Origin of the sequence: Haloterrigena alkaliphila (genome assembly GCF_017352155.2) — an archaeon.
GTDB classification, from domain to species: Archaea; Halobacteriota; Halobacteria; order Halobacteriales; family Natrialbaceae; genus Haloterrigena; species Haloterrigena alkaliphila.
The window spans coordinates 312,565-330,876 of the sequence record NZ_CP071462.1 but is presented as its reverse complement, the minus strand read 5'-3'; the positions used below and the strand labels follow the sequence as shown (position 1 = coordinate 330,876).

Here is an 18,312-nt window from a genome sequence, read left to right as displayed (position 1 = left end):
TGCGCTCGGTCGCTCGGCGGATGGATCGACGCTTCGATAGGAATGGATGGTGAAGAAAACTGTCCTGCTATCGTGGCAACCGGGAATCGCCACGCCCTCCCCAACCGATTCGCTCACTCCGTTCGCTCATCCCTCGCACGAAATCGTCAGCCGCCCTCGCTATCGCTCGGTCGGCCGACAGCGCGCGCCACCGCACGCCGGTTTCTCAGCCGAGCGTGGTACGTTCTCAGCCGATACTGAACGCGGCTTTCACGGGAACTGCGGATAACGAAACCGTGAACCGATCTACTGTGAGTAACGGGAGATCACGCGGCGTCTCGCTTCCCGCAAACGGCCGTGTACGCGGTGCCGAGGAAGTGCGTGTCGACGAGTTCGCACGTATCGAAGACGTCGTCCAGCGACTCCGCGACGTCATCGTCGGGGTTCCAGTTCGCGTACCAGCGCAAGAACCGTCGGACGAAGGGGTTCAGGACTCGAGCGGGGCCGCTCGGAAACGGCCGAACGTCGACGACCGCGAGGCGCGCGCCGGGGACGAGTGACTGGGAGACGGTCTCCGCGGCGCGGCGAACGTCGGGCATAACCGAGAGGGAGAGCGTCGCGAGCGCCGCGTCGAAGGGCTCGTCGAACTCGACCGTCGTCGCGTCGGCCCGGAGCACCCGGACGTTCTCCCAGCCGTGTGCCTCGATTCGTTCGCGTGCGTTCTCGAGCATTCCGGGGCTGTAGTCGACGGCGACGAGTTCGCCCTCCGCGCCGATATCGCGTCGAACCCGCTCGAAGTTGACGCCGGGACCGCAGCCGATCTCGAGCACGCGGTCGCCCCGCTGCAGGTCGAGTCGGTCGATGGCCGCCTCGCGAATCGGTTCGAAATCTTTCTCGCTCATGCCGTACCAGTCGCTCCAGCGGTCCCAGACCGTCCGACTGCGCTCGAGGTGGTCGGCGTGGTCGTCGTCCGTGGCGGGGGGATCGGCTGTCGGGGTTCGGTCTCGTCGGTCCGTGACCATACGTGGAGATGCGTCGCCTCGAGTGAGTAGCTTCACGCGAAACCTATCGGGGCTTTATGAGTAGAACTGGCGACAGGATCGATTCCCCCGATCTAAACGGGATCCTCGCGAGTGCGATCGGACCGGCGCCGTTCGACCGGGCCGCGGGCAGTCGCCGGATCGGGCCGTTTTTTATCGATCGAACCAAGTGATCGATCGTGACCGATTACGACACCGTCTCCGCCGACGTCGAGCACGAGGAGGAGATTCCGGAGGACCACCCGAGATACCAGGACCTGCTCACCCGCCACCGAATCGAGAAGGGCGTCGAGAAGGGGATCACGCACCTGCAGGGGATGCACGCCGAGGGCCGGGGCAGCGCCTTCGATTACCTGCTCGGCGAGGAGACGATCCCCAGCGCCGACGAGGCCGAGCGGGCGGCCGCCGCGCACTTGCTGCTCGCCGAGCGGCCCGTGCTCTCGATCAACGGCAACGTCGCCGCGCTCGTCCCCGGCGAGATGGTCGACCTGGCCGAGGCCACCGGTGCCGACCTCGAGGTCAACCTCTTCAACCGCACCGACGAGCGAATTCAGGCGATCGCCGACCACCTCCGCGAGCACGGCGCCGAGAACGTTAGGGGGCTCGAGGCCGACGCGCGGATTCCGAACCTGGACCACCAGCGCGCGAAGGTCGACGCGGACGGGATCTACGCGGCCGACGTCGTGCTCGTCCCCCTCGAGGACGGCGACCGCGCCGAGGCGTTAGACGAGATGGACAAGGTCGAAATCGTGATCGACCTCAACCCGCTCTCGCGGTCGCCGCAGGTCGCGGACGTGCCGATCGTCGACAACATCATCCGCGCCGTCCCGAACATGACCGAGCACGCGCGGGAACTCGCCGACGCCGACGAGACGTCGTTGCGAGCGATCATCGAGGAATTCGATCGGGAGGCGGCCCTCGAGGCCGCCGAGGACCGGATTCGGTCGGGTGAGCTATAGCGACTGACTCGAGGTGCGACCCGCCCCAATCGGGACTCAGAATCGGTCCGTGATCGTCGGCGAGACGGCGTCGCGCGCGTCCTCGCGATCGATGACGTAGTTCCGTTCGGCGTCGATACCGGGGAGTCGCGATTTTATCGACGCGATGCGTTCTTCGACCCGATAGTACGACAGCGAGAGGTACTCGCTGGCCGCCCGCGACAGGGAGTCGTCGATCTCGTAGGCGATCCCGTCGGAGCCGTTGAGACACCGCCGCTCGTAGTCGACGAGCCACTTCCGCGCCAGCCTGACGCCCTTCTCGGCGTCGTACGCCCGCGCGACGTAGTGTTTGTACGGATGCCGGATCCACGAGTGCTCCCAGTGGGCGTAGACGTCCACCTTCTCGGCGTCCTCGATCGCGTGGAGTACGACGTGGAGCTGGTCGTCCGCGAGCGGCGACGGCCGCCACACCCACGATCCCTCCGAGGTGTTGCCGTCCAGCCGGACCTACAGCGACGCGATGGGGTTGCGCGAGAAGCCGAGGTCCTCGAGGATCGACTCGAGTCGGGCCTCCGAACAGTGGGCCGTCAGCGCGTACTCGTCGGCCGTGGTGTGGCTGACGGCGTAGCCGCCGAAGCTGCCCTCGAAGAGGTAGTGAAGCTGGGGCAGGAGGCTTCGCCGGAGGGCGTTGATGGCGTCCTCTCTGTAGGTCATCGTCGGGCCGAGTACGCGAGCCAGCGGCAAGTGTATTCGGGACGCTCCCGCGGCTATCATGGCCGGGCCTGCCACAGCCGGTAGAAACGTTAGGGGGATCACTGCCGACAGTCTGACCGATGACCGAGTCGATCGATCCGCCGGACGACGACGATATCGTCGCGCGCCGCGAACTCGAGACGACCCGGAACGCACCGGCGGTCCAGCTCGTGGAGCTCGTCGCCGAGCTCGAGGAGACCGACGCAATGAACCTCGCACCGATCTACGACCGCGCCGACGATCTGGTCGCCGATCTCTTCACGTCGCCGCCGGAGCCGGACGCCGACGCCGAACTCGAATTTTCCTATCACGGCTATCGCATCCACGTTCAGCAAGATGGGACCGTCACGGTTCGACGGGATCTGGCGGAATCGGCATAACGCTCGCTGAGCCGCCTCGCGGTGGCGGTTCGTGACGTGCTCCTCACCCGCCGACTGGGTTCGAAGTGACTCGATTTCTTTCGAATCGGTAACTACTATTCCCTCACGGGTCGAATCGCGGACCGATGCCATCGCTCGAGCCACCGTGTCTGCGATCCGAACACGCCTCCCGCGGCGCGGCCGAGAGAGCGAAACTGGGCGGACGAGTCGGCGGCGTTGCCGGACCCGCGGGCGGAGCGGTCGGGGTCGGCGTCGGTGCGGCGACCGGCTACCTCGCGGGAACGGCCCGCGAGCGGGTCGAGTCGCTGAAACCGTTTTGAGAGCGGCCGACGCGTTCACAAAGTCATAAATCCGTCCGCTGATTTCACTTCGACAGGAATGGATACCTACGACCTGATCACCCGAAACGCCGAGGAGGTCGTGACCGACGAGGAGGTGCGCGAACTCGCCGACGATCCCGACGGCAAGCGCGCTTACGTCGGTTACGAGCCCTCGGGCGTGCTCCACCTCGGCCACCTGCTGACGGCGAACAAGCTCATCGACCTGCAGGAGGCGGGCATGGGGGTCGTCGTCCTGCTGGCGGACGTCCACGCCTACCTCAACGGGAAGGGCACCTTCGAGGAGATTCGCGACACCGCAGAACAGATGAAGGCGCAGTTCGTCGCCTACGGCCTCGACGAGGAGCAGACGGAGTTCGTCTACGGTTCCGAGTTCCAACTCGACGAGGAGTACGCCCTCGACTTACACGAACTCGAGCTCTCGACGACGCTCAACCGCGCTCAGCGCGCGATGGCCGAGATTCAGGGCGGCGAGACCGCGAAGGTGAGCCACGTCGTCTACCCGCTGATGCAGACGCTGGACATCGAGTACCTCGACCTCGACCTCGCCGTCGGCGGCCTCGACCAGCGCAAAGTCCACATGCTCGCTCGCGAGGAACTGCCCGAACTCGGCTACGACGTGCGGCCCGCCCTCCACACGCCCATCGTCGCCGACCTCACCAGCGGCGAGGGGAAGATGTCCTCGAGCGAGGGCGTCACCATCTCGATGGAGGACTCGACGGACGACCTCGAGGAGAAGGTCAACTCGGCGTTCTGTCCGCCGACCCGGGATCCAGAGGGCGACCTCGAGAACCCCGTGCTCGAACTCTTCGAGTACCACGTCTTCCCCCGTTTCGAGGAAGTCGTCGTCGAACGACCCGAGAAGTACGGCGGCGATCTGCGCTACGACGACTACGAGTCGCTGGCCGCGGACCTCGAGTCGGGCGAACTCCACCCCGCCGACGCGAAGGGGACGCTGGCGAGCTACCTGGACGAACTGATCGCGCCGGGTCGGGAGAAACTGCTCGAGATTCGGGGATAGGTCGGTCGATACGCCTCGCGCGTCGACTCACTCGACGAAGACGCCCTCGTCGTTCGTACCGAGGAGGCGACTGAAGATCTTCCCCTGCGCGGTCCGGAGGTGCTGTGAGAACGTCGCCGGCGAGATTCCCAGTTTCTCGGCGAGTTCGGCGGCCTCGTGTTTCCGCGGCCAGTCGTAGTAGCCGTTCATGTACGCGGTCAGGAACACTTCCCGCTGCCTGTCGGTGAGCGAATCGACGATCGTCTGCGTGAAATCGTGGTGCGTGAGCAGCGGCGTCGACCGCGACCGACTGCGATAGCCCTCGACGGTGGCCGTCGGGTGCTCCCGTTCGAACCGATCCACGAGTTTGGTTGCGGCGAACGGCGACGCCACTTCCGCGACGACGCGGCCGCTCCCGCCCTTGGCCTCGACGACTCGCGGAATGGCGCCGAATTCGACGGTCGTGATCGCGACGCAGCGCTCGCGGACGTGGAACCGGAGCCGGCCGCCGTCGTCGTGGCGCGCGATGAGTTCCGCGTCGACGTCGTCGCAGCCGTCGACCACGTTCAGGATCCGCTCCGGGTGTCCACCTTCGAGGGTGAAGTACTCGACGAACCCGTCCTCGGAGTGCGGAAAGATCACCTCGAGGTCGAGCCGACAGTCCTCGGTCCGCGACGCGTCGACGAACGGATACGACGGGTCGTCGACCCGAAACTCGACCTCGACGGCGTTCTTCTCGCTACGGCTTCGGCTCATCGGTGCTCGCCCTTCGCCCCCTCGGCACTGTTCTCTTTCGCAGTCCATAGCAGGGGGTATTTCGTTCGTCGCCGCGTTCGGTCACCGCTGGCTCGCCGGCCGCCGCTCGTCGATGGGTTGACGGGCTTCGCTCTCGAGTATCGTGGTATGTCTTTCCACCTCGAGCCGGAGCAGGAAGCGATCCGCGACGCGGTCCGGACGTTCGGCGAGAACGAGATCCGACCGGTCGCCGCGGAGTACGAGGCCGAACAACGGTATCCGGCGGAACTGCTCGCCGAGGCGGCCGCTCTCGATTTCGTCGCGCCGCACGTCCCGACAGAGTACGGCGGCGCCGGCATGGACCCGATTTCGACCGCGATCGTCACCGAGGAACTGTGGCGGGCCGATCCCGGCGTCGGCGGGTCGATCGCCGCCGCGGACTTCGGGACCGGGATGCTCGTCGAGTACGGCGACGAGTGGATGTGCGAGGAGTGGCTGCCCCGGATTACCGCTGGCGAGACGCCGATCGCGACCGGAATCTCAGAGCCGGCCCACGGATCGAACGTCGCAGGGATGGAGACGCGCGCCGAAAAGAGCGAGGCGCAGCGCGCCTCGGAACGGAGCGGCGCAGCCGCGGAGAAGGAGGGCGACGAGTACGTCATCGACGGCCAGAAGATGTGGATCACCAACGGGACGGTCGCGGACGTGACGATCATCATGGCCAAGACCTCGCCCGAGAAGGGCCACGCCGGGGTCACCGCCTTCCTCACGCCGACCGACGTCGAGGGGTACGAGGCGACGCCTATCACGAACAAACTGGGGATCGAGGCCCAGGACACCGCCGAGATCGTCCTCGACGGCCTCCGCGTCCCCGAGGAAAACGTCGTCGGCGAGGTCGACCGCGGCTTCTACCAGTTGATGGAGTTCTTCGCGCCGGCCCGCGTCGACGTCGCAGCGCAGGCGACCGGCGTGGCGCAGGCGGCCCTCGAGGCGGCCATCGACTACGCCGGCGAGCGCGAGCAGTTCGACCGACCGATTGCGGAGTTTCAGGCGATCCGACACAAGATCGCGGAGATGGCGACGGGGATCGAGGCGGGACGGTCGCTCGCCTATCGCGCCGCGAGCGCGCTCGAGTCCGGCGATGACGCCACCGCGACGAAACTCGCCGCGATGGCGAAACTGTTCGCCAGCGAGAACGCCGTCGACGTCACCGACGAGGCGCTGCAGGTCCACGGGGGCGCGGGCTACGTCTCGGACCACCCGGTCGAGCGGTTCTACCGGGACGCCCGGATCACCAAGATCTACGACGGCACGAGCGAGATCCAGAAGAACATCGTCGCGGATCAGTTGCTATAGCGGTCGGTGCGGGAGCCGCGATACCAGCAGTAGCAGGCGGCGCCGGGCGTCGCGATGGACGTTCCCGAGACTTGATGCGCAGCCGCGAGGATCCCGCCGACGGATGGGACCCACGACGGCGTCGATCCCGGCCGATTGAAGTACGAGCGCGCCCCTCTCGAGGGCATGAACGAGACGCGACGAGCGATCCTCGAGGCGCTGTCCGACGGGCCGGTCTCGGGGCCGGACCTGGCCGACTCGCTGGATATCTCGCGGGCGGCGGTCTGGAAGCACATCGACGGCCTGCGCGAGGCCGATTTCGAGATCGAGAGCGGACCGAACGGCTACGAACTGGTCGCCGTCGAGGCGTACAACGGCCCCGCCGTCGAGTTCGGCCTCGAGGCGCCGTTTACCGTCGAGTACCACGACTCGATCGGGAGCACCAACGACCGCGCGCGCGAACTCGCCGGCGAGGGGGCCGCGGACGTCGCGGTCGTGGCGGACGAACAGACGGGCAGCCGCGGCCGCCTCGAGCGGGAGTGGTCGGCGCCGTCGGGCGGCGTCTGGGTGAGCGTCGTCAGCCGACCCGAGATCGCGCCCGCACGGGCCCCGCTATACACGCTCGCGGCGTCGGTCGCGACGGCGCGGGCGGCCCGCGAGGCTGGGGTGGACGCTCGGATCAAGTGGCCCAACGACGTGGTGGTCCCGGTCGGGTCGGAGGGCGACTACCGGAAGCTCGCGGGGATCCTCACGGAGATGGAGGGCGAAACCGACCGCGTCGACTGGCTCGTCGTCGGGATCGGCGTCAACGCGAACCTCGACGCCGACGCGCTTCCGGAGGGCGCGACGAGCGTTCGGGACGAGGCTGGCGACGTCGACCGCCGACTGTTCGTCCAGCGACTGCTCGAGGAGTTCGACGGCTCCCGGAACGACCTCGAGTCGGTCCTCCCGGCCTGGCGCGACCTGGCGCTGACGCTGGGGCAGCGAGTCAGGGTTGACCGGCCCTCGGGCGAACTGGTCGGCGAGGCTGTCGACGTCACGGCGTCGGGCGCGCTCGTCGTCGAGACCGACGACGGCCGGGAGACGGTGTCGGCGGGCGACTGCGAGCACTTGCGCCCCGTCTAAGGAGAGTATTGCCGATCACTCGGCAGCGACGCGTTCGCGGTCCCGCTGCTCCTCGCGCTCCGTCGGTTCGACCTGCACGGTCAGCACCGGTACGTCCGCCCTGCGGACGACGCGCTCGGTCACGCTGCCCAGCAGGAGGCGATCGATGCCGCCGCGGCCGTGGGTTCCCATGACCACGAGGTCGCACTCGCCCGGTCGGGCCTGGTCGACGATGACGCGACTCGGCGCCCCCTCGAGGACCTTCGTTTCGACGTCGACGTCGTCGGGCGCGAGCTCCTCGACCCGCTCGACGGCCTGCTCGCCCTCGTCCCGGAGCGCGCCGCTGATCCCCTCCATGGCGGTTTCCATGGGGAGGCCGCCGTAGTTGGCGACGCTGACGACGTAGACCGTCCGGACCGTCGCGTCGTGCGTGCGCGCCAGATCGAACGCGTAGTCGACGGCGCGTTCGACCTCCGGCGACCCGTCGGTCGGAACGAGGATGCAGTCGTACATGTTATATGTGATCATACAACACGGAGTTACAATAACGTTTCCACGGCTCGAGCGGACCGTCAACCGAAGCGATAGGAGGATGAGCCGGTCAGATCGTCTCGGTTCCGAACACGACCTCGCGGACGTCGTCGACGCCGGCCCGTCGGACGACGGCGCGGACGGGATCCCGCGCGCCGGCGAGGTTGTGCGAGTCGCCGTCCAGTACCAGTAGGCGTGCCTCTCGACCGGGTTCGACGAGGCCGTACTCGCGGTCGGCGATCTCCGCGCCGTTGACCGTGGCCATCCGGAGGATCTCGTCGGCCGGCAGCTCCGAGAGCTTGGTGAGGAACTCCATCTCCCGGAACATCGACGGCGAGTTGAGCATCACGTTGTCGGTCCCGAGAGCCAGCGTCGTACGCTCACTGAGTTCCTCGTATGGCGACAGTCCGACGTCGGTCACGAGGTTCGAGCGCGGACAGACCACGATCGGAACCTGCTGTTCCGCGACGCGCTCGAGGTGATCCGGCTCCGGGTGAACCATGTGAACCAGAAACTCCGGTTCGAGGTCCAGCGCGGGATCGATATCGCTGGAATCGACCTCGCCGGCGTGGATGCCGAACGGTTTGCCCGCCTCGCGGGTCGCCGCCCGCTCGGCCCCGAACTCGGAGTCGTTGGCGCCGCTCGCGCCGAACCCGTCGCCGGCGCGCATCGCGTCGATCGAGCCCCGGGCGAACGAGAGCGCGTCGATCGCGAGGCCGTCGGCGGCCCGCTCGAGGGTCTCGACGCCCTCGACGCCGCCCTCGCGGAAGTCGAGACAGGCGGCGGTCCCCGATTCCTGCATGAACTGCAGCGACCGGCGCATCGCGGCGGCGAGTTCGTCTTGCGACGCCGCCCGGAGGAGCCGGTGTTTCAGCCCGTCTGGCGGCGCGACCAGTTCCTCGAGCGAGAGGCCGCCGCCGGCCTCCTTCGCGATCGAGTCGCCGATGTGCGTGTGGGCGTTGACGAACGCCGGGAGGATGATATCGTCGCTCTCCACCGCCGTCTCTTCGATCGCTTCGATCCGTCCGTCGTCGTCGATCACGACGCGACCCTCGACGGGTTCGAACTCGCGGCCTCTGAGGATGGTCCCCGTTCGTTCCATACGGCTGTCTACGTCGTCTGCGCCTTCAACGATTCGACGTCGGGCGGCCGACCGACCGACTCTCCGTGTCATTGCTGTCCGCGGTACCAGCTAACGACGGCAACACAGGCAAGCGACTGGACAGTTTTGTCTGTTAGCATGAATCAGATCGAGGTGTTCGCGGAGATCGACGCCCCGCCCGAGGTCGTCTGGGATGTCCTCCTCGAGTTCGAGAGCTATCCCGAGTGGAATCCGTTCGTCCGCGCGATCGAGGGCGATCCGACCAAGGGCGAACACCTCCGGGTGCGGATCGACCCGCCGGACTCCCGCGGGATGACCTTCAAACCCGAAGTCGTCGCCGTCGAGGAGAACCGCCGGCTCGCGTGGCTCGGCCGACTGGTCGTCCCCTTCGCTTTCGACGGCTACCACGAGTTCCGCCTCGAGCCGGTCGGGGACGGCGAGCGGACGCGACTGCTCCACCGGGAGACGTTCCGCGGCGCGCTCGTCCCGCTGTTGTTGAACCGAGATTCGCTCGAGGCCGGGTTCGCCGCGATGAACGCCGCGGTCAAGGAGCGGGCGGAGCGCCGCGTCGCGGCGGCGGAGTAGGGAACCCGACGGCAGTTCCGGGATCCGACGGGGGAGAAGCCGTGGCGTGTGCATGGCCGCTGCTCTCGGTGACGTGGTTCCCACGAGGGGCATAGGATTTTCCGATCGACTGACGGAGACGCTGCCGTTCGGCGAACGCGGCCTCGAATATCAGTGTCCCGCGTGCGGAACCGTTTTCGATACGGCACACCACCGATGCCAGGAGTGCGGCGAACTCGACGTTCGCGAACGGGGGAGTTTCGAATTTCATCCGAAGTAGCGTCCAGAAATCGCTTTCTCGAGTAATCTCGCCGATCCCGGTAGTCCGGAGGTTCAAGTACGGACGGGCGGCCAGCACCGGCGATGGAGTGCCAGCCCAGCCGCCCCCGTCCCCCGAGGACCGTCCACGATCGCTCGTCGCGTCCAAGTCGGGTGGGCGATGGGGCATAGAGCGCTCGTCGCCTACCGACGACCCGACCGCCGGTACGACCTGCGATACAGCCACTGGGGCGGCGACGCGTCCCTCGGCGAGCGGATCACCGCCGAGACGCCGCTGGCCGACGGCACCGTCGACGCCGAGGTGCTCGCGTCCGGGATCGATCGCGACCGGATCCTGACCGAGTACCTCGACCCCTGCGTCCATGAAGCGCTGTATCTCGTCGAACCCGGCGGTGACTACCACGTGTCCGCCTACCGAGTCTGCTGGCTCGAGTGGGGTGACGGTCGCGACGACGGCCGCGGGGCGATCGTCGCCGTCGCGAACGACGCCGCCGACCGTCGCGTGCGGACGTGGTTTCGCGCGACCAAGACGGCGCTGGCCGACGTGATCGAGATGGGGGCGCTCTCGCGACGGGCGGCCCAGGCGTACCTCGAGGCGCGCGTCTGCGAGGACGAGGACGGGACGGTCTACACGTACGGCCGCGGTTCGGACGAGGGGACGTACGAGCCCCCACCCGACTGGTGGCTCGAGGGCGACGGCCGGCAGAACCGTGACGGTACCGGTCCGCGAAACCGCGACGGCGAAGGCTCGCTGAGCCGCGACGACGACGGAACAGACGCCGGACGGCGGCGGTCCGACGAGGAGGACGACCGCCGCTAGTCGCTCTCCGTCCCGCTCCAGCGGGCGTCGGCCAGCGTCCGCTGGACGACGTCGTTGCCGACCGCCTCCGCGAGCGTCTCGAAGCCCACGCGTTCGCCGCGGTCGTCCGCGTTCGCCACGAGTCGCGAGACGATGAACTCCGGCGTCGACCGCCCGACCGTGTCGAAGCGTGGCTGGTAGTCGACCAGCAACTCGAGGTCGGGGTTCAGTCCCTCCGCGAAGATGCCGTCGACCCGCGCTTCCGGGGGCAGGGGCTCGAGGTCGTCCGCGAGGTGGGTGACGAACACGCCCAGCGCCTCGCGGTCGACGGTCAGCGTCACCAGGCCGTGCAGGAGGTCGGCCGCGCTGCCGGGTTCGGTGATCGCCTCGAACTCGTCGACCAGCATCAGGGTGCGCCCGCCGGCCGACAGCGGCGGCACGATCGAGCGCAGCGTGGACTCGAGGACGCCAGCGTTGAAACTCGCGTGGCGGCGGTGGAAGACCAGCGCGTCGACCGGCGTCATCTCGGCGCGGTCGGCGGGGACGGGCAGCCCCATCATCGCCAGCAGGACGATCTGACACAGCGTCTCGAGCAGGGTCGTCTTCCCGCCGCTGTTGGCCCCGGTGAGGACGGAGACGCGCTCCTCGCCGGGCACCGCGTTCACGCCGGCCGGCACGTCGGTCACCGTGTGTTCGCCGAGCGCGTAGGTGACCGGCTGGACCGCCTCCTCGTCGGTCACCGCGAGCGTGAGGTTGCGAGCGTTCACGACGGAGACGGCGGCGTCCTGCCCGTCGCGGAACACCGGCCGCGTGCAGTCGTACTCGAGCGCGAACCGGGCCAGCGAGAGGTGGAGGGCGATGTCGTCGACCGCCGACACCGCCTGATCGACGGCCTCGCGGTTGTCCGCGAGGGTCCCCTTCAGGTCGCTCGCGACCAGCACCTCGCGCTCGTCGATCGCGGCGGTGAGATCGCTCCGGAGGGTTCGCAGCGTGGCGCCGACGAAGTCCGTCGCGTCGGTCGCGTCGGTCGGCATCGCCTCGCGCACTCGATCGATCGTCACCTCGGTCTCGGTCAGCAGGTGATCCTCGAAGGCCTCGCGGAACTGGCCGACGTCGCGGACGCCATCGTCGCGCAACTCCTCGATCAACTCGAGGGCGTTGGCGTCCATGTCCTCGATCGTCCCCAGCGCCGCCCGGTAGCGGTCGAGTTCCTCGTCGGCGCCCTCGCGCACGCGGCCGTCGTCGAGCGCCGCGAGCGCCTCGGCGGCCTCCTCGAGTCGCTCCCGCTCTAAGTCGGCGACGGCGGCGAACGGTCCGGAATCCACGCCGGCCTCGAGCAGGGCGAGCGCGGCCTCGACGGCGGCGTGTTCGCTCTCCGCGCGCTCGTCGTAGCGCTCGTAGGCGGCGAGGACGGCCTCGCGATCGGTCTCCGTGAGGTCGGCCCACGCGTCGCGGGCGGCGAGCACGTCGTCCAGGCGATCTTCCACGGCCTCGCGGTCGGTCAGCGGCGTCAGCACCCGAATGCGGTCGGCCGCGCGCTGCGTGACGGCGTGTTCGACGGCCAGATCGAGCAGTTCCTTGTACGCCGACCGGGCGTCGCTGGTCGCCAGAACGTCCATCCCGGCGCCGCCCGTCGCGCGGCGCAGGATGCGCGTCGCCCGTCCGCGGGCGAGGCCGGCGTCGGCGAGCGCCCGAACGTCGCCGCCTTCGATCGCTCGGATCGCGCGCTCGTTGCCCAGTTCCTCGACTAACGTCGCCCGCGTCTTCGGCCCGACGCCCCAGTACTCCTCGAGTCGCATACTGGTCGGATTCGAGTCAACTGTCTTGAACACTGTGCCTCGAGGGCCGGATCGATCGCTCGCGCCAACCTGTGGTAGCGACGATCGACCGACGACGCGGCTATCCGCGATGTGTACACGATCGTGGATACAATTCACGTCGGCTGACTGAATTGGACGCACAAACACGGGGATTTTTATCGACTCGGACGCCTACTGACTTCCATGACTGATGGGCGGGGCGAGACTCCCCGGCGAACAGGAATGACCGAAAAGTGCGGCGTCGTCGGCGTCTCACTCGACGGTCGGGACGCGGCGCGGCCGTTGTACTACGCGCTCTACGCGCTCCAGCACCGCGGCCAGGAGTCCGCGGGGATCGTCACCCACGACGGCTTTCAGCAACACAGCCACGTCGAAATGGGGCTCGTCGGGGACGCCTTCGGCGAGGGCGACCTCGACACGCTCAACGGCTCGGCGGGAATCGGTCACGTCCGGTATCCGACCGCCGGCTCGGTCGACTCCTCCTGCGCCCAGCCCTTCTCCGTCTCCTTCAAGAGCGGGTCGCTCGGCCTCTCGCACAACGGCAACCTCGTCAACGCCGACGAGATCCGCGACGAACTCGCCGCCGTCGGCCACGCCTTCACCAGCGACGGCGACACCGAGGTCATCGCCCACGACCTCGCGCGCAACTTACTCGAGGAAGACCTCGTGCGCGCCGTCAAGCGCACGATGGGCCGGATCCACGGCTCGTACGCGCTGACGATCAGCCACGACGACACCATCCTCGGCGTCCGCGATCCGCAGGGGAACCGCCCGCTCTGCATCGGGAAACTCGAGGACGGCTACATGCTCGCCTCGGAGTCGGCGGCCATCGACACCCTCGACGGCGAACTCGTCCGCGACGTACGACCGGGCGAACTGGTCGTCCTCGAGGACGACGGCTCGGGCTTCGATTCCTACCAGTTAGTCGAGAACGAGCACACCGCGCACTGCTTCTTCGAGCACGTCTACTTCGCCCGACCCGACAGCGTCATCGACGAGACGCTGGTCTACGAGGCCCGCCGAAATCTGGGGCGCAAACTCTGGGAGGAGAGCGGCGTCGAGACCGACGTTGTAATGCCGGTCCCCGACTCCGGGCGCGCCTTCGCTTCCGGCTACGCCGACGCCGCGAGCGAGACGACGGCCGACGGCGAGCCCCGCGCGTCGGACGACGCCGGCGTCGCGTTCGCCGAGGGGCTGATGAAGAACCGCTACGTCGGGCGGACGTTCATCATGCCCACGCAGGACGAGCGCGAGCGCGCGGTTCGCCTGAAGCTCAACCCCATCAAATCGACGGTCGAGGGCAAGACGGTCACGGTCATCGACGACAGCATCGTCCGCGGGACCACCTCGACGCAGCTCGTGCAACTGCTCAAAGACTGCGGCGCCGAGGAGGTCCACGTCCGAATCGGCGCGCCGGAGATCGTCGCCCCCTGTTACATGGGGATCGACATGGCGACCCGCGAAGAGCTGATCGCCTCGGACAAGTCGACCGAGGAGATCCGCGAGGCGATCAGCGCCGACAGCCTCGCCTACCTCTCGACCGACGCCGTCGCCGAGGTGCTCGGGAAGGAGCGCATCGACCTCTGTCTGGGCTGCGTGACGGGCGAGTACCCCTACGACATCGAGGGCGAGGAGACCGACCGCGACGTCACCCGCCCCGACGTCACCGGCCAGCAGTTGCCCGCCGACGACTGAGTCCGGCCAGCGATCCGATTCTGACTGCGTCTCCGTAGCCACTCGAGCGGGCGCGAGCGACCAGTTCGCCGCAGCCGAAACTCGTGTTATCTGTCATCGGTTGACATAGATAGGGACCGGCGCTATCCTCGCTGCGCACCTTCCTCCGGTATGGAGCACGGACACATCGATCAGTTGGAAGACTTCGGTACGCGGTCGCTCGTAACGCACGCCATCATGGCGGTGACGTTCGCGGGAGCGATCGGAGCGGGACTGCTCGTCGACGGAACGCTCGGCGTGGTCTCGTTCGTCGCGTTACTCAACTTCACCGCGGGCGTCTGGATCTCGCAATCGATTCACTCGCTGGGCAACGCGAGGACCGACGATTCGTACGACGGAATCCTGACGGTGTTGCTCGACACCACCGGCGAGAAGCGCTACCACGGCGTCGATACCGGTCGTCTGGCCCGCCTGCTCACGCTGATCGCGGGCGTGACCGCAGTTTCGTTGTTGACGGCCGGGCAAGTCCTCTCGGGCACGCTGGCCTCGATCGGGGTCGTCGCCATCGGCACCGTCGCCGTCGTCACGGCGATGGTCGGCTTCCTGATCGCCCTCGGATCGTCCTACGACGCGGCCGAGCGCCGCACGACTATCGAGATCGACGACCGTTCGGAGCCCGGGACGGCACCCGGACGACGCCGAGTCGGACCGGAAGCGAGCGCCCGCGACGAGCAATCCGAGCCGACGGAGGAGAGTTAACTCAGTCGGTGAGTTCCTCGAGTTTCCCCTTCGCCTTCTCGACCCCGGACTCGAACGTCGACTCGAGTTCCTCGACGGAGCGTTCGACGTAGTGGACGCGCTCGTGTGGCACCCGCCGAATGACGTCGTTGCCGTCCTCGTCGGTTCCGTAGGCGAACAGCCAGTGGTTCTGGAAGTAGGCGATGTGCTCGTTGTCGACGGTGACGCGTTCGACGTCCTCCGCCGGCGTCTCGTAGACGATGGTCGCGGTGCCGAGTTCGCGCTCGGTGTCGGTCTCGGTCTGGGTGCCGCTGTCGATATCGATGTCCGTCATGGTCGTGGCGTCCACCGGCGGTCGTGTAGGCCTGTACCCGGCAGATGCAGCCGTGGCTCGAGTCGCTCGGGCCGCTCTCGGTGGCTGACTCCGGAAGGTCCCCGGCGTCGGCGTCACTGCCGGCGTCAGGAGAGTTCGGCGGTGACGTCCGTCGAGGAGACCATGCCGACGTAGTCGTCCTTCTCGACGACCGGCAGGTGGCCGATGCCGAGGCTGGTCATCATCGCGGCGACCTCCTCGAGGTAGAGGTCCGGCGGCACGGTCTCGACGGATTCGGTCATCACGTCGGCAACCCGCACGTCGGTCGGATCGCGCCCGTCGGCGGCGGCGTCCAGCAGATCGGTGCTGGTGACGATCGACGGCGGATTTGACGGCACGACGAGCGCGGTGATCCCCTTCTCGCGCATCGCCGTGGCTGCCTCCTGAATCGTCGCGTCCTTCGAAATGGTCTCGAGGGGCGACGACATCACGTCGTCGACGCGGGTACTGTCGGTCGTGGACATACGCTCGAGTACGTGAACGACCACCATTGGTCTTGCCCACGACGTTCCTTCGAGCCGCGTCGGGTGGGAACGACGGTGAGCGCCGCGTCGATGGCGGGTTCAATCGTCTTTGATCCGGCTTCCGCCCGGCGGCATGAAGTGCTGGATGCGGTCCGGGCTGGCGATCTTGCGGACGAAGGATTCGTCCTCGAAGCGCTCGCGGAACCGGCGGTACATCCGCTTCGCCGCGTCGGCCTGCGCGTAGCGGCCCGGCTCGAGTTCGATCGTCGTCTCCGCCCGGCCCTCGACGGCCGACGGTGGGCCGCCGATGACGCGGGTGTAGGGCTCGCATTGAATCCCCACGGCGACGCCGACCGGCGTGTCGTCGTAGTAGGTCCGGTCCCCGCGGATCGCGAACCCGCCCTTCTCGAGGTACTCGCCGCTCTCCGGCGTCTTGGTGACCTGGTCGGAGTCGACGGCGTAGACGTCGCCGGCGTAGCGGCCGTCCTTCCAGACCGACGCGTAGGAGACGGCGAACTGCGCGGCCTCCTCGATACTCGATTCGGGCAGTTCGATGTCGCTCGAGGAGGCCTCGCTGGGATCGGTCGCCTTCAGCACGGTGACGGGGCCGCCGTGGGCCTGCGTGTGGAGGACCGTGTCGCCGGGCTCGAGGTACTTCTTGACGAGTTCCTCGTTCTGGTCGGCGTTGCGGCCGCCGATCACGAGGTAGCCGTCGCTCGTGTGGAACCAGCGAAAGCGATCGAACCAGGGTTCGTTCTCGCGGATCGGGACCGACGGCATCGAGAGCCAGTCCCGATCTTGCTCCTCCTCGTCCTCGTCGTCATCGCTCGCGTCGGCCTCGTCCGCGGCCTCCCACTCGTCGCGACGGCGCTTGGCTTCCTCGAGGTCCTCGCGGGTGTCCTCGATGGCCGCCAGCGCGCCCTCCTTCTTCTCCTCGACGCGCTTGGCCTCGGTGTAGAGGCGGTCCGCGTTCTGCTCGACGCCCTGCTGGGCGACGAGGTCGATCCGCTCGTCGTCGATCTCGACCGTGACGACGCCCTCGCTGCCGTCGACGTCGACGACCGCCTCGGCGGCCGCGATACCGCGTTCTGCGCCCTCCTCGAATCGCTCCTCGATCTCGTCCCACGGCCGATCCTGCGCGCGAGCGTTCTGGATCGTCGAGATGATGTCGTCGACCAGCCCGTACTCGGCGTACAGCAGTTCGGCCTGCTCGCGCAGCGCGTCGGCCTCCTGCTCGAACCCCTCGATCGCCCCCTGCTGTTGCTCGATGATCCGCTCGTGTTTGGCGATCTGCTCGTCGAAGTCGGGGCGCTGTTCGGTCGGATCCGGCTCCGACTCGTCCTCGAGGTCGAGCCGGAAGAAGTAGTCGTCCAGCGCCGTCAGGAACGAGTCGTAGGGGTCGGACGCGAGGTCGGCGTGCTCCTCGAGCGGGAACGGCGTGACGTCGACGACTCGCTCCGGGGTGGCATCGTCGCCCTCGGTCTCGGAACCGTCTCCGTCCTCGTCCTTGGTCTCGGAACCGCCGCCGTCCTCGTCGTCGCCCTCGGCCTCGAGGTACAGCCGCGGCTCGAAGTTCCCGTTCCGGATGTCGAGCGCGAGCCGTTCGATGGCGTCGTAGACGCGGTCGTAGACGTCCTCGTCGGCCTCCGCGATGTCCAGTCCCTTCTCCACGCCGGCGCGGGTACAGACCTCCTCGGCGTAGAGGCCGCCGAAGTTGAGTTGCGTCGCCAGCGTCCGGACGACGTCCGTGTCGGAGTCGTCCATCTCGCGGTCGAACGCCTCTCGCGAGACCGTCAGCGGATTCGTCCGGCTGTCGGGGAACTCGTAGCGCGACCCCGGGACGACGGTTCGGGACTTCAACCGGACGGTCTCGAGGCAGTCGATCACCTCGTACTCGCCGTCGGTGACCGCGACGTTGCCCTGCCCGAACAGTTCGACGATGATCCGGGTCGTGCCGTCGTCGCGCTCGAAGACGAACTCGAGGATGCGGTCGAACTCGTACTGCTCGACGCCCGCGAAGTCGGCCCCCGAGAGCCGGTTACGGAGCATCATGGCGAACTGCGGCGGCCGGCCGGGCGCGTCGGGCACCCGCTCGGGGGCGACCGTGTGGGCGCGCTTGACCTCGCCGACCTCGAGCACGAGTTCCATGCGACCGCGGTCGAAGTCGCGCATCTTGAGCCGGACGAGATCGTCGCCGTAGAGGTAGGCCTTGTCGACCTTCGCCCCCTCGTAGGCACCGAGTTCCCCGACGAGGGCGGCGAGGTCGACGCTGGTAAGCTCCCGCTTTGGATCCATACCTCACACTGTCCGGCGCTGTCAAAAAGGCGTGTCGCTCCGCGTCCTCCTCGCTCGGGCGCGACGCCAGC

Annotated in this window: 18 protein-coding genes and 1 pseudogene; 10 read left to right on the top strand and 9 right to left on the bottom strand. The window is 67.9% G+C overall.

Annotated features, from left to right (window positions below):
- Window positions 1-305: 305 nt before the first annotated feature.
- Entirely contained in the window at window positions 306-1,001 is a 696-nt protein-coding gene (locus tag J0X25_RS20390; protein ID WP_207289286.1) for a class I SAM-dependent methyltransferase, read from the bottom strand.
- 197 nt (window positions 1,002-1,198) lie between these two features.
- On the opposite strand from J0X25_RS20390, the gene J0X25_RS20385 reads away from it, so the two are divergent.
- Window positions 1,199-1,978, top strand: coding sequence for a 4-phosphopantoate--beta-alanine ligase (locus J0X25_RS20385; RefSeq protein ID WP_207289285.1), 780 nt, complete (start codon window positions 1,199-1,201; stop codon window positions 1,976-1,978).
- A 36-nt stretch (window positions 1,979-2,014) separates the two neighbouring features.
- Here the strand turns inward: J0X25_RS20385 and J0X25_RS20380 are convergent.
- Window positions 2,015-2,671, bottom strand: a pseudogene (locus J0X25_RS20380) (hypothetical protein).
- 119 nt (window positions 2,672-2,790) lie between these two features.
- On the opposite strand from J0X25_RS20380, the gene J0X25_RS20375 reads away from it, so the two are divergent.
- The 3 genes from J0X25_RS20375 (at window position 2,791) to J0X25_RS20365 (ending at window position 4,449) form a co-directional block, all read left to right on the top strand.
- Window positions 2,791-3,090 (top strand): HalOD1 output domain-containing protein, encoded by a 300-nt coding sequence (locus tag J0X25_RS20375; protein ID WP_207289284.1) that lies wholly within the window; start codon window positions 2,791-2,793, stop codon window positions 3,088-3,090.
- Between the two features lie 125 nt (window positions 3,091-3,215).
- On the top strand, window positions 3,216-3,410 hold the full coding sequence (locus J0X25_RS20370) for a hypothetical protein (protein ID WP_207289283.1): 195 nt from the start codon (window positions 3,216-3,218) through the stop codon (window positions 3,408-3,410).
- Window positions 3,411-3,468: 58 nt separating this feature from the next.
- Entirely contained in the window at window positions 3,469-4,449 is a 981-nt protein-coding gene (locus tag J0X25_RS20365) for a tyrosine--tRNA ligase (RefSeq protein WP_207289282.1), read from the top strand.
- Window positions 4,450-4,476: 27 nt separating this feature from the next.
- On the opposite strand, the gene J0X25_RS20360 is transcribed toward J0X25_RS20365, so the two are convergent.
- Complete coding sequence (locus J0X25_RS20360) at window positions 4,477-5,184, bottom strand: helix-turn-helix domain-containing protein (RefSeq protein WP_225896709.1); 708 nt, start codon at window positions 5,182-5,184, stop codon at window positions 4,477-4,479.
- 147 nt (window positions 5,185-5,331) lie between these two features.
- On the opposite strand from J0X25_RS20360, the gene J0X25_RS20355 reads away from it, so the two are divergent.
- Both J0X25_RS20355 and J0X25_RS20350 read left to right on the top strand, forming a co-directional pair.
- Window positions 5,332-6,519: an acyl-CoA dehydrogenase family protein gene (locus J0X25_RS20355; protein ID WP_207289280.1), complete on the top strand. Its 1,188-nt coding sequence runs from the start codon at window positions 5,332-5,334 to the stop codon at window positions 6,517-6,519.
- Between the two features lie 165 nt (window positions 6,520-6,684).
- Entirely contained in the window at window positions 6,685-7,623 is a 939-nt protein-coding gene (locus J0X25_RS20350) for a biotin--[acetyl-CoA-carboxylase] ligase (protein ID WP_207289279.1), read from the top strand.
- Window positions 7,624-7,638: 15 nt separating this feature from the next.
- Here J0X25_RS20350 and J0X25_RS20345 read toward each other — a convergent pair whose 3' ends face one another.
- Together J0X25_RS20345 and J0X25_RS20340 are read right to left on the bottom strand one after the other, a co-directional pair.
- Window positions 7,639-8,115: a universal stress protein gene (locus J0X25_RS20345; RefSeq protein WP_207289278.1), complete on the bottom strand. Its 477-nt coding sequence runs from the start codon at window positions 8,113-8,115 to the stop codon at window positions 7,639-7,641.
- An 88-nt stretch (window positions 8,116-8,203) separates the two neighbouring features.
- Entirely contained in the window at window positions 8,204-9,235 is a 1,032-nt protein-coding gene (locus tag J0X25_RS20340) for an amidohydrolase family protein (RefSeq protein WP_207289277.1), read from the bottom strand.
- 138 nt (window positions 9,236-9,373) lie between these two features.
- On the opposite strand from J0X25_RS20340, the gene J0X25_RS20335 reads away from it, so the two are divergent.
- Window positions 9,374-9,820, top strand: coding sequence for an SRPBCC domain-containing protein (locus J0X25_RS20335; protein WP_207289276.1), 447 nt, complete (start codon window positions 9,374-9,376; stop codon window positions 9,818-9,820).
- A 418-nt stretch (window positions 9,821-10,238) separates the two neighbouring features.
- Window positions 10,239-10,898, top strand: a complete 660-nt coding sequence (locus tag J0X25_RS20330) for a DUF6735 family protein (protein ID WP_207289275.1) — start codon at window positions 10,239-10,241, stop codon at window positions 10,896-10,898.
- On the opposite strand, the gene J0X25_RS20325 is transcribed toward J0X25_RS20330, so the two are convergent.
- On the bottom strand, window positions 10,895-12,676 hold the full coding sequence (locus J0X25_RS20325) for a MutS-related protein (protein ID WP_207289274.1): 1,782 nt from the start codon (window positions 12,674-12,676) through the stop codon (window positions 10,895-10,897). The genes J0X25_RS20330 and J0X25_RS20325 overlap by 4 nt on opposite strands.
- A gap of 243 nt (window positions 12,677-12,919) precedes the next feature.
- Here J0X25_RS20325 and purF point away from each other — a divergent pair, with 243 nt between their 5' ends.
- Both purF and J0X25_RS20315 read left to right on the top strand, forming a co-directional pair.
- A complete protein-coding gene (purF, locus tag J0X25_RS20320; protein WP_207289273.1) occupies window positions 12,920-14,392 on the top strand; it encodes an amidophosphoribosyltransferase in 1,473 nt (490 codons plus the stop codon).
- Window positions 14,393-14,542: 150 nt separating this feature from the next.
- Window positions 14,543-15,130, top strand: a complete 588-nt coding sequence (locus tag J0X25_RS20315; RefSeq protein WP_207289272.1) for a hypothetical protein — start codon at window positions 14,543-14,545, stop codon at window positions 15,128-15,130.
- A 1-nt stretch (window position 15,131) separates the two neighbouring features.
- Here J0X25_RS20315 and J0X25_RS20310 read toward each other — a convergent pair whose 3' ends face one another.
- The 3 genes from J0X25_RS20310 to rqcH all read right to left on the bottom strand — a co-directional run bounded on the left by J0X25_RS20310 (window position 15,132) and on the right by rqcH (window position 18,241).
- Complete coding sequence (locus J0X25_RS20310) at window positions 15,132-15,443, bottom strand: hypothetical protein (protein ID WP_207289271.1); 312 nt, start codon at window positions 15,441-15,443, stop codon at window positions 15,132-15,134.
- Window positions 15,444-15,568: 125 nt separating this feature from the next.
- A complete protein-coding gene (locus J0X25_RS20305; protein ID WP_345778470.1) occupies window positions 15,569-15,946 on the bottom strand; it encodes a CBS domain-containing protein in 378 nt (125 codons plus the stop codon).
- Between the two features lie 99 nt (window positions 15,947-16,045).
- Window positions 16,046-18,241 carry a ribosome rescue protein RqcH gene (gene rqcH, locus J0X25_RS20300; RefSeq protein WP_207289270.1) on the bottom strand — a complete coding sequence of 732 codons (2,196 nt, stop codon included), beginning with the start codon at window positions 18,239-18,241 and terminating at the stop codon, window positions 16,046-16,048.
- Window positions 18,242-18,312: the final 71 nt, after the last annotated feature.

Coding starts and splice junctions, on each gene's coding strand:
- J0X25_RS20390 (WP_207289286.1), bottom strand. CDS start 1,001: ATGGTCACGGACCGACGAGACCGAACCCCGACAGCCGATCCCCCCGCC.
- J0X25_RS20375 (WP_207289284.1), top strand. CDS start 2,791: ATGACCGAGTCGATCGATCCGCCGGACGACGACGATATCGTCGCGCGC.
- J0X25_RS20370 (WP_207289283.1), top strand. CDS start 3,216: ATGCCATCGCTCGAGCCACCGTGTCTGCGATCCGAACACGCCTCCCGC.
- J0X25_RS20365 (WP_207289282.1), top strand. CDS start 3,469: ATGGATACCTACGACCTGATCACCCGAAACGCCGAGGAGGTCGTGACC.
- J0X25_RS20360 (WP_225896709.1), bottom strand. CDS start 5,184: ATGAGCCGAAGCCGTAGCGAGAAGAACGCCGTCGAGGTCGAGTTTCGG.
- J0X25_RS20355 (WP_207289280.1), top strand. CDS start 5,332: ATGTCTTTCCACCTCGAGCCGGAGCAGGAAGCGATCCGCGACGCGGTC.
- J0X25_RS20350 (WP_207289279.1), top strand. CDS start 6,685: ATGAACGAGACGCGACGAGCGATCCTCGAGGCGCTGTCCGACGGGCCG.
- J0X25_RS20345 (WP_207289278.1), bottom strand. CDS start 8,115: ATGTACGACTGCATCCTCGTTCCGACCGACGGGTCGCCGGAGGTCGAA.
- J0X25_RS20340 (WP_207289277.1), bottom strand. CDS start 9,235: ATGGAACGAACGGGGACCATCCTCAGAGGCCGCGAGTTCGAACCCGTC.
- J0X25_RS20335 (WP_207289276.1), top strand. CDS start 9,374: ATGAATCAGATCGAGGTGTTCGCGGAGATCGACGCCCCGCCCGAGGTC.
- J0X25_RS20330 (WP_207289275.1), top strand. CDS start 10,239: ATGGGGCATAGAGCGCTCGTCGCCTACCGACGACCCGACCGCCGGTAC.
- J0X25_RS20325 (WP_207289274.1), bottom strand. CDS start 12,676: ATGCGACTCGAGGAGTACTGGGGCGTCGGGCCGAAGACGCGGGCGACG.
- purF (WP_207289273.1), top strand. CDS start 12,920: ATGACCGAAAAGTGCGGCGTCGTCGGCGTCTCACTCGACGGTCGGGAC.
- J0X25_RS20315 (WP_207289272.1), top strand. CDS start 14,543: ATGGAGCACGGACACATCGATCAGTTGGAAGACTTCGGTACGCGGTCG.
- J0X25_RS20310 (WP_207289271.1), bottom strand. CDS start 15,443: ATGACGGACATCGATATCGACAGCGGCACCCAGACCGAGACCGACACC.
- J0X25_RS20305 (WP_345778470.1), bottom strand. CDS start 15,946: ATGTCCACGACCGACAGTACCCGCGTCGACGACGTGATGTCGTCGCCC.
- rqcH (WP_207289270.1), bottom strand. CDS start 18,241: ATGGATCCAAAGCGGGAGCTTACCAGCGTCGACCTCGCCGCCCTCGTC.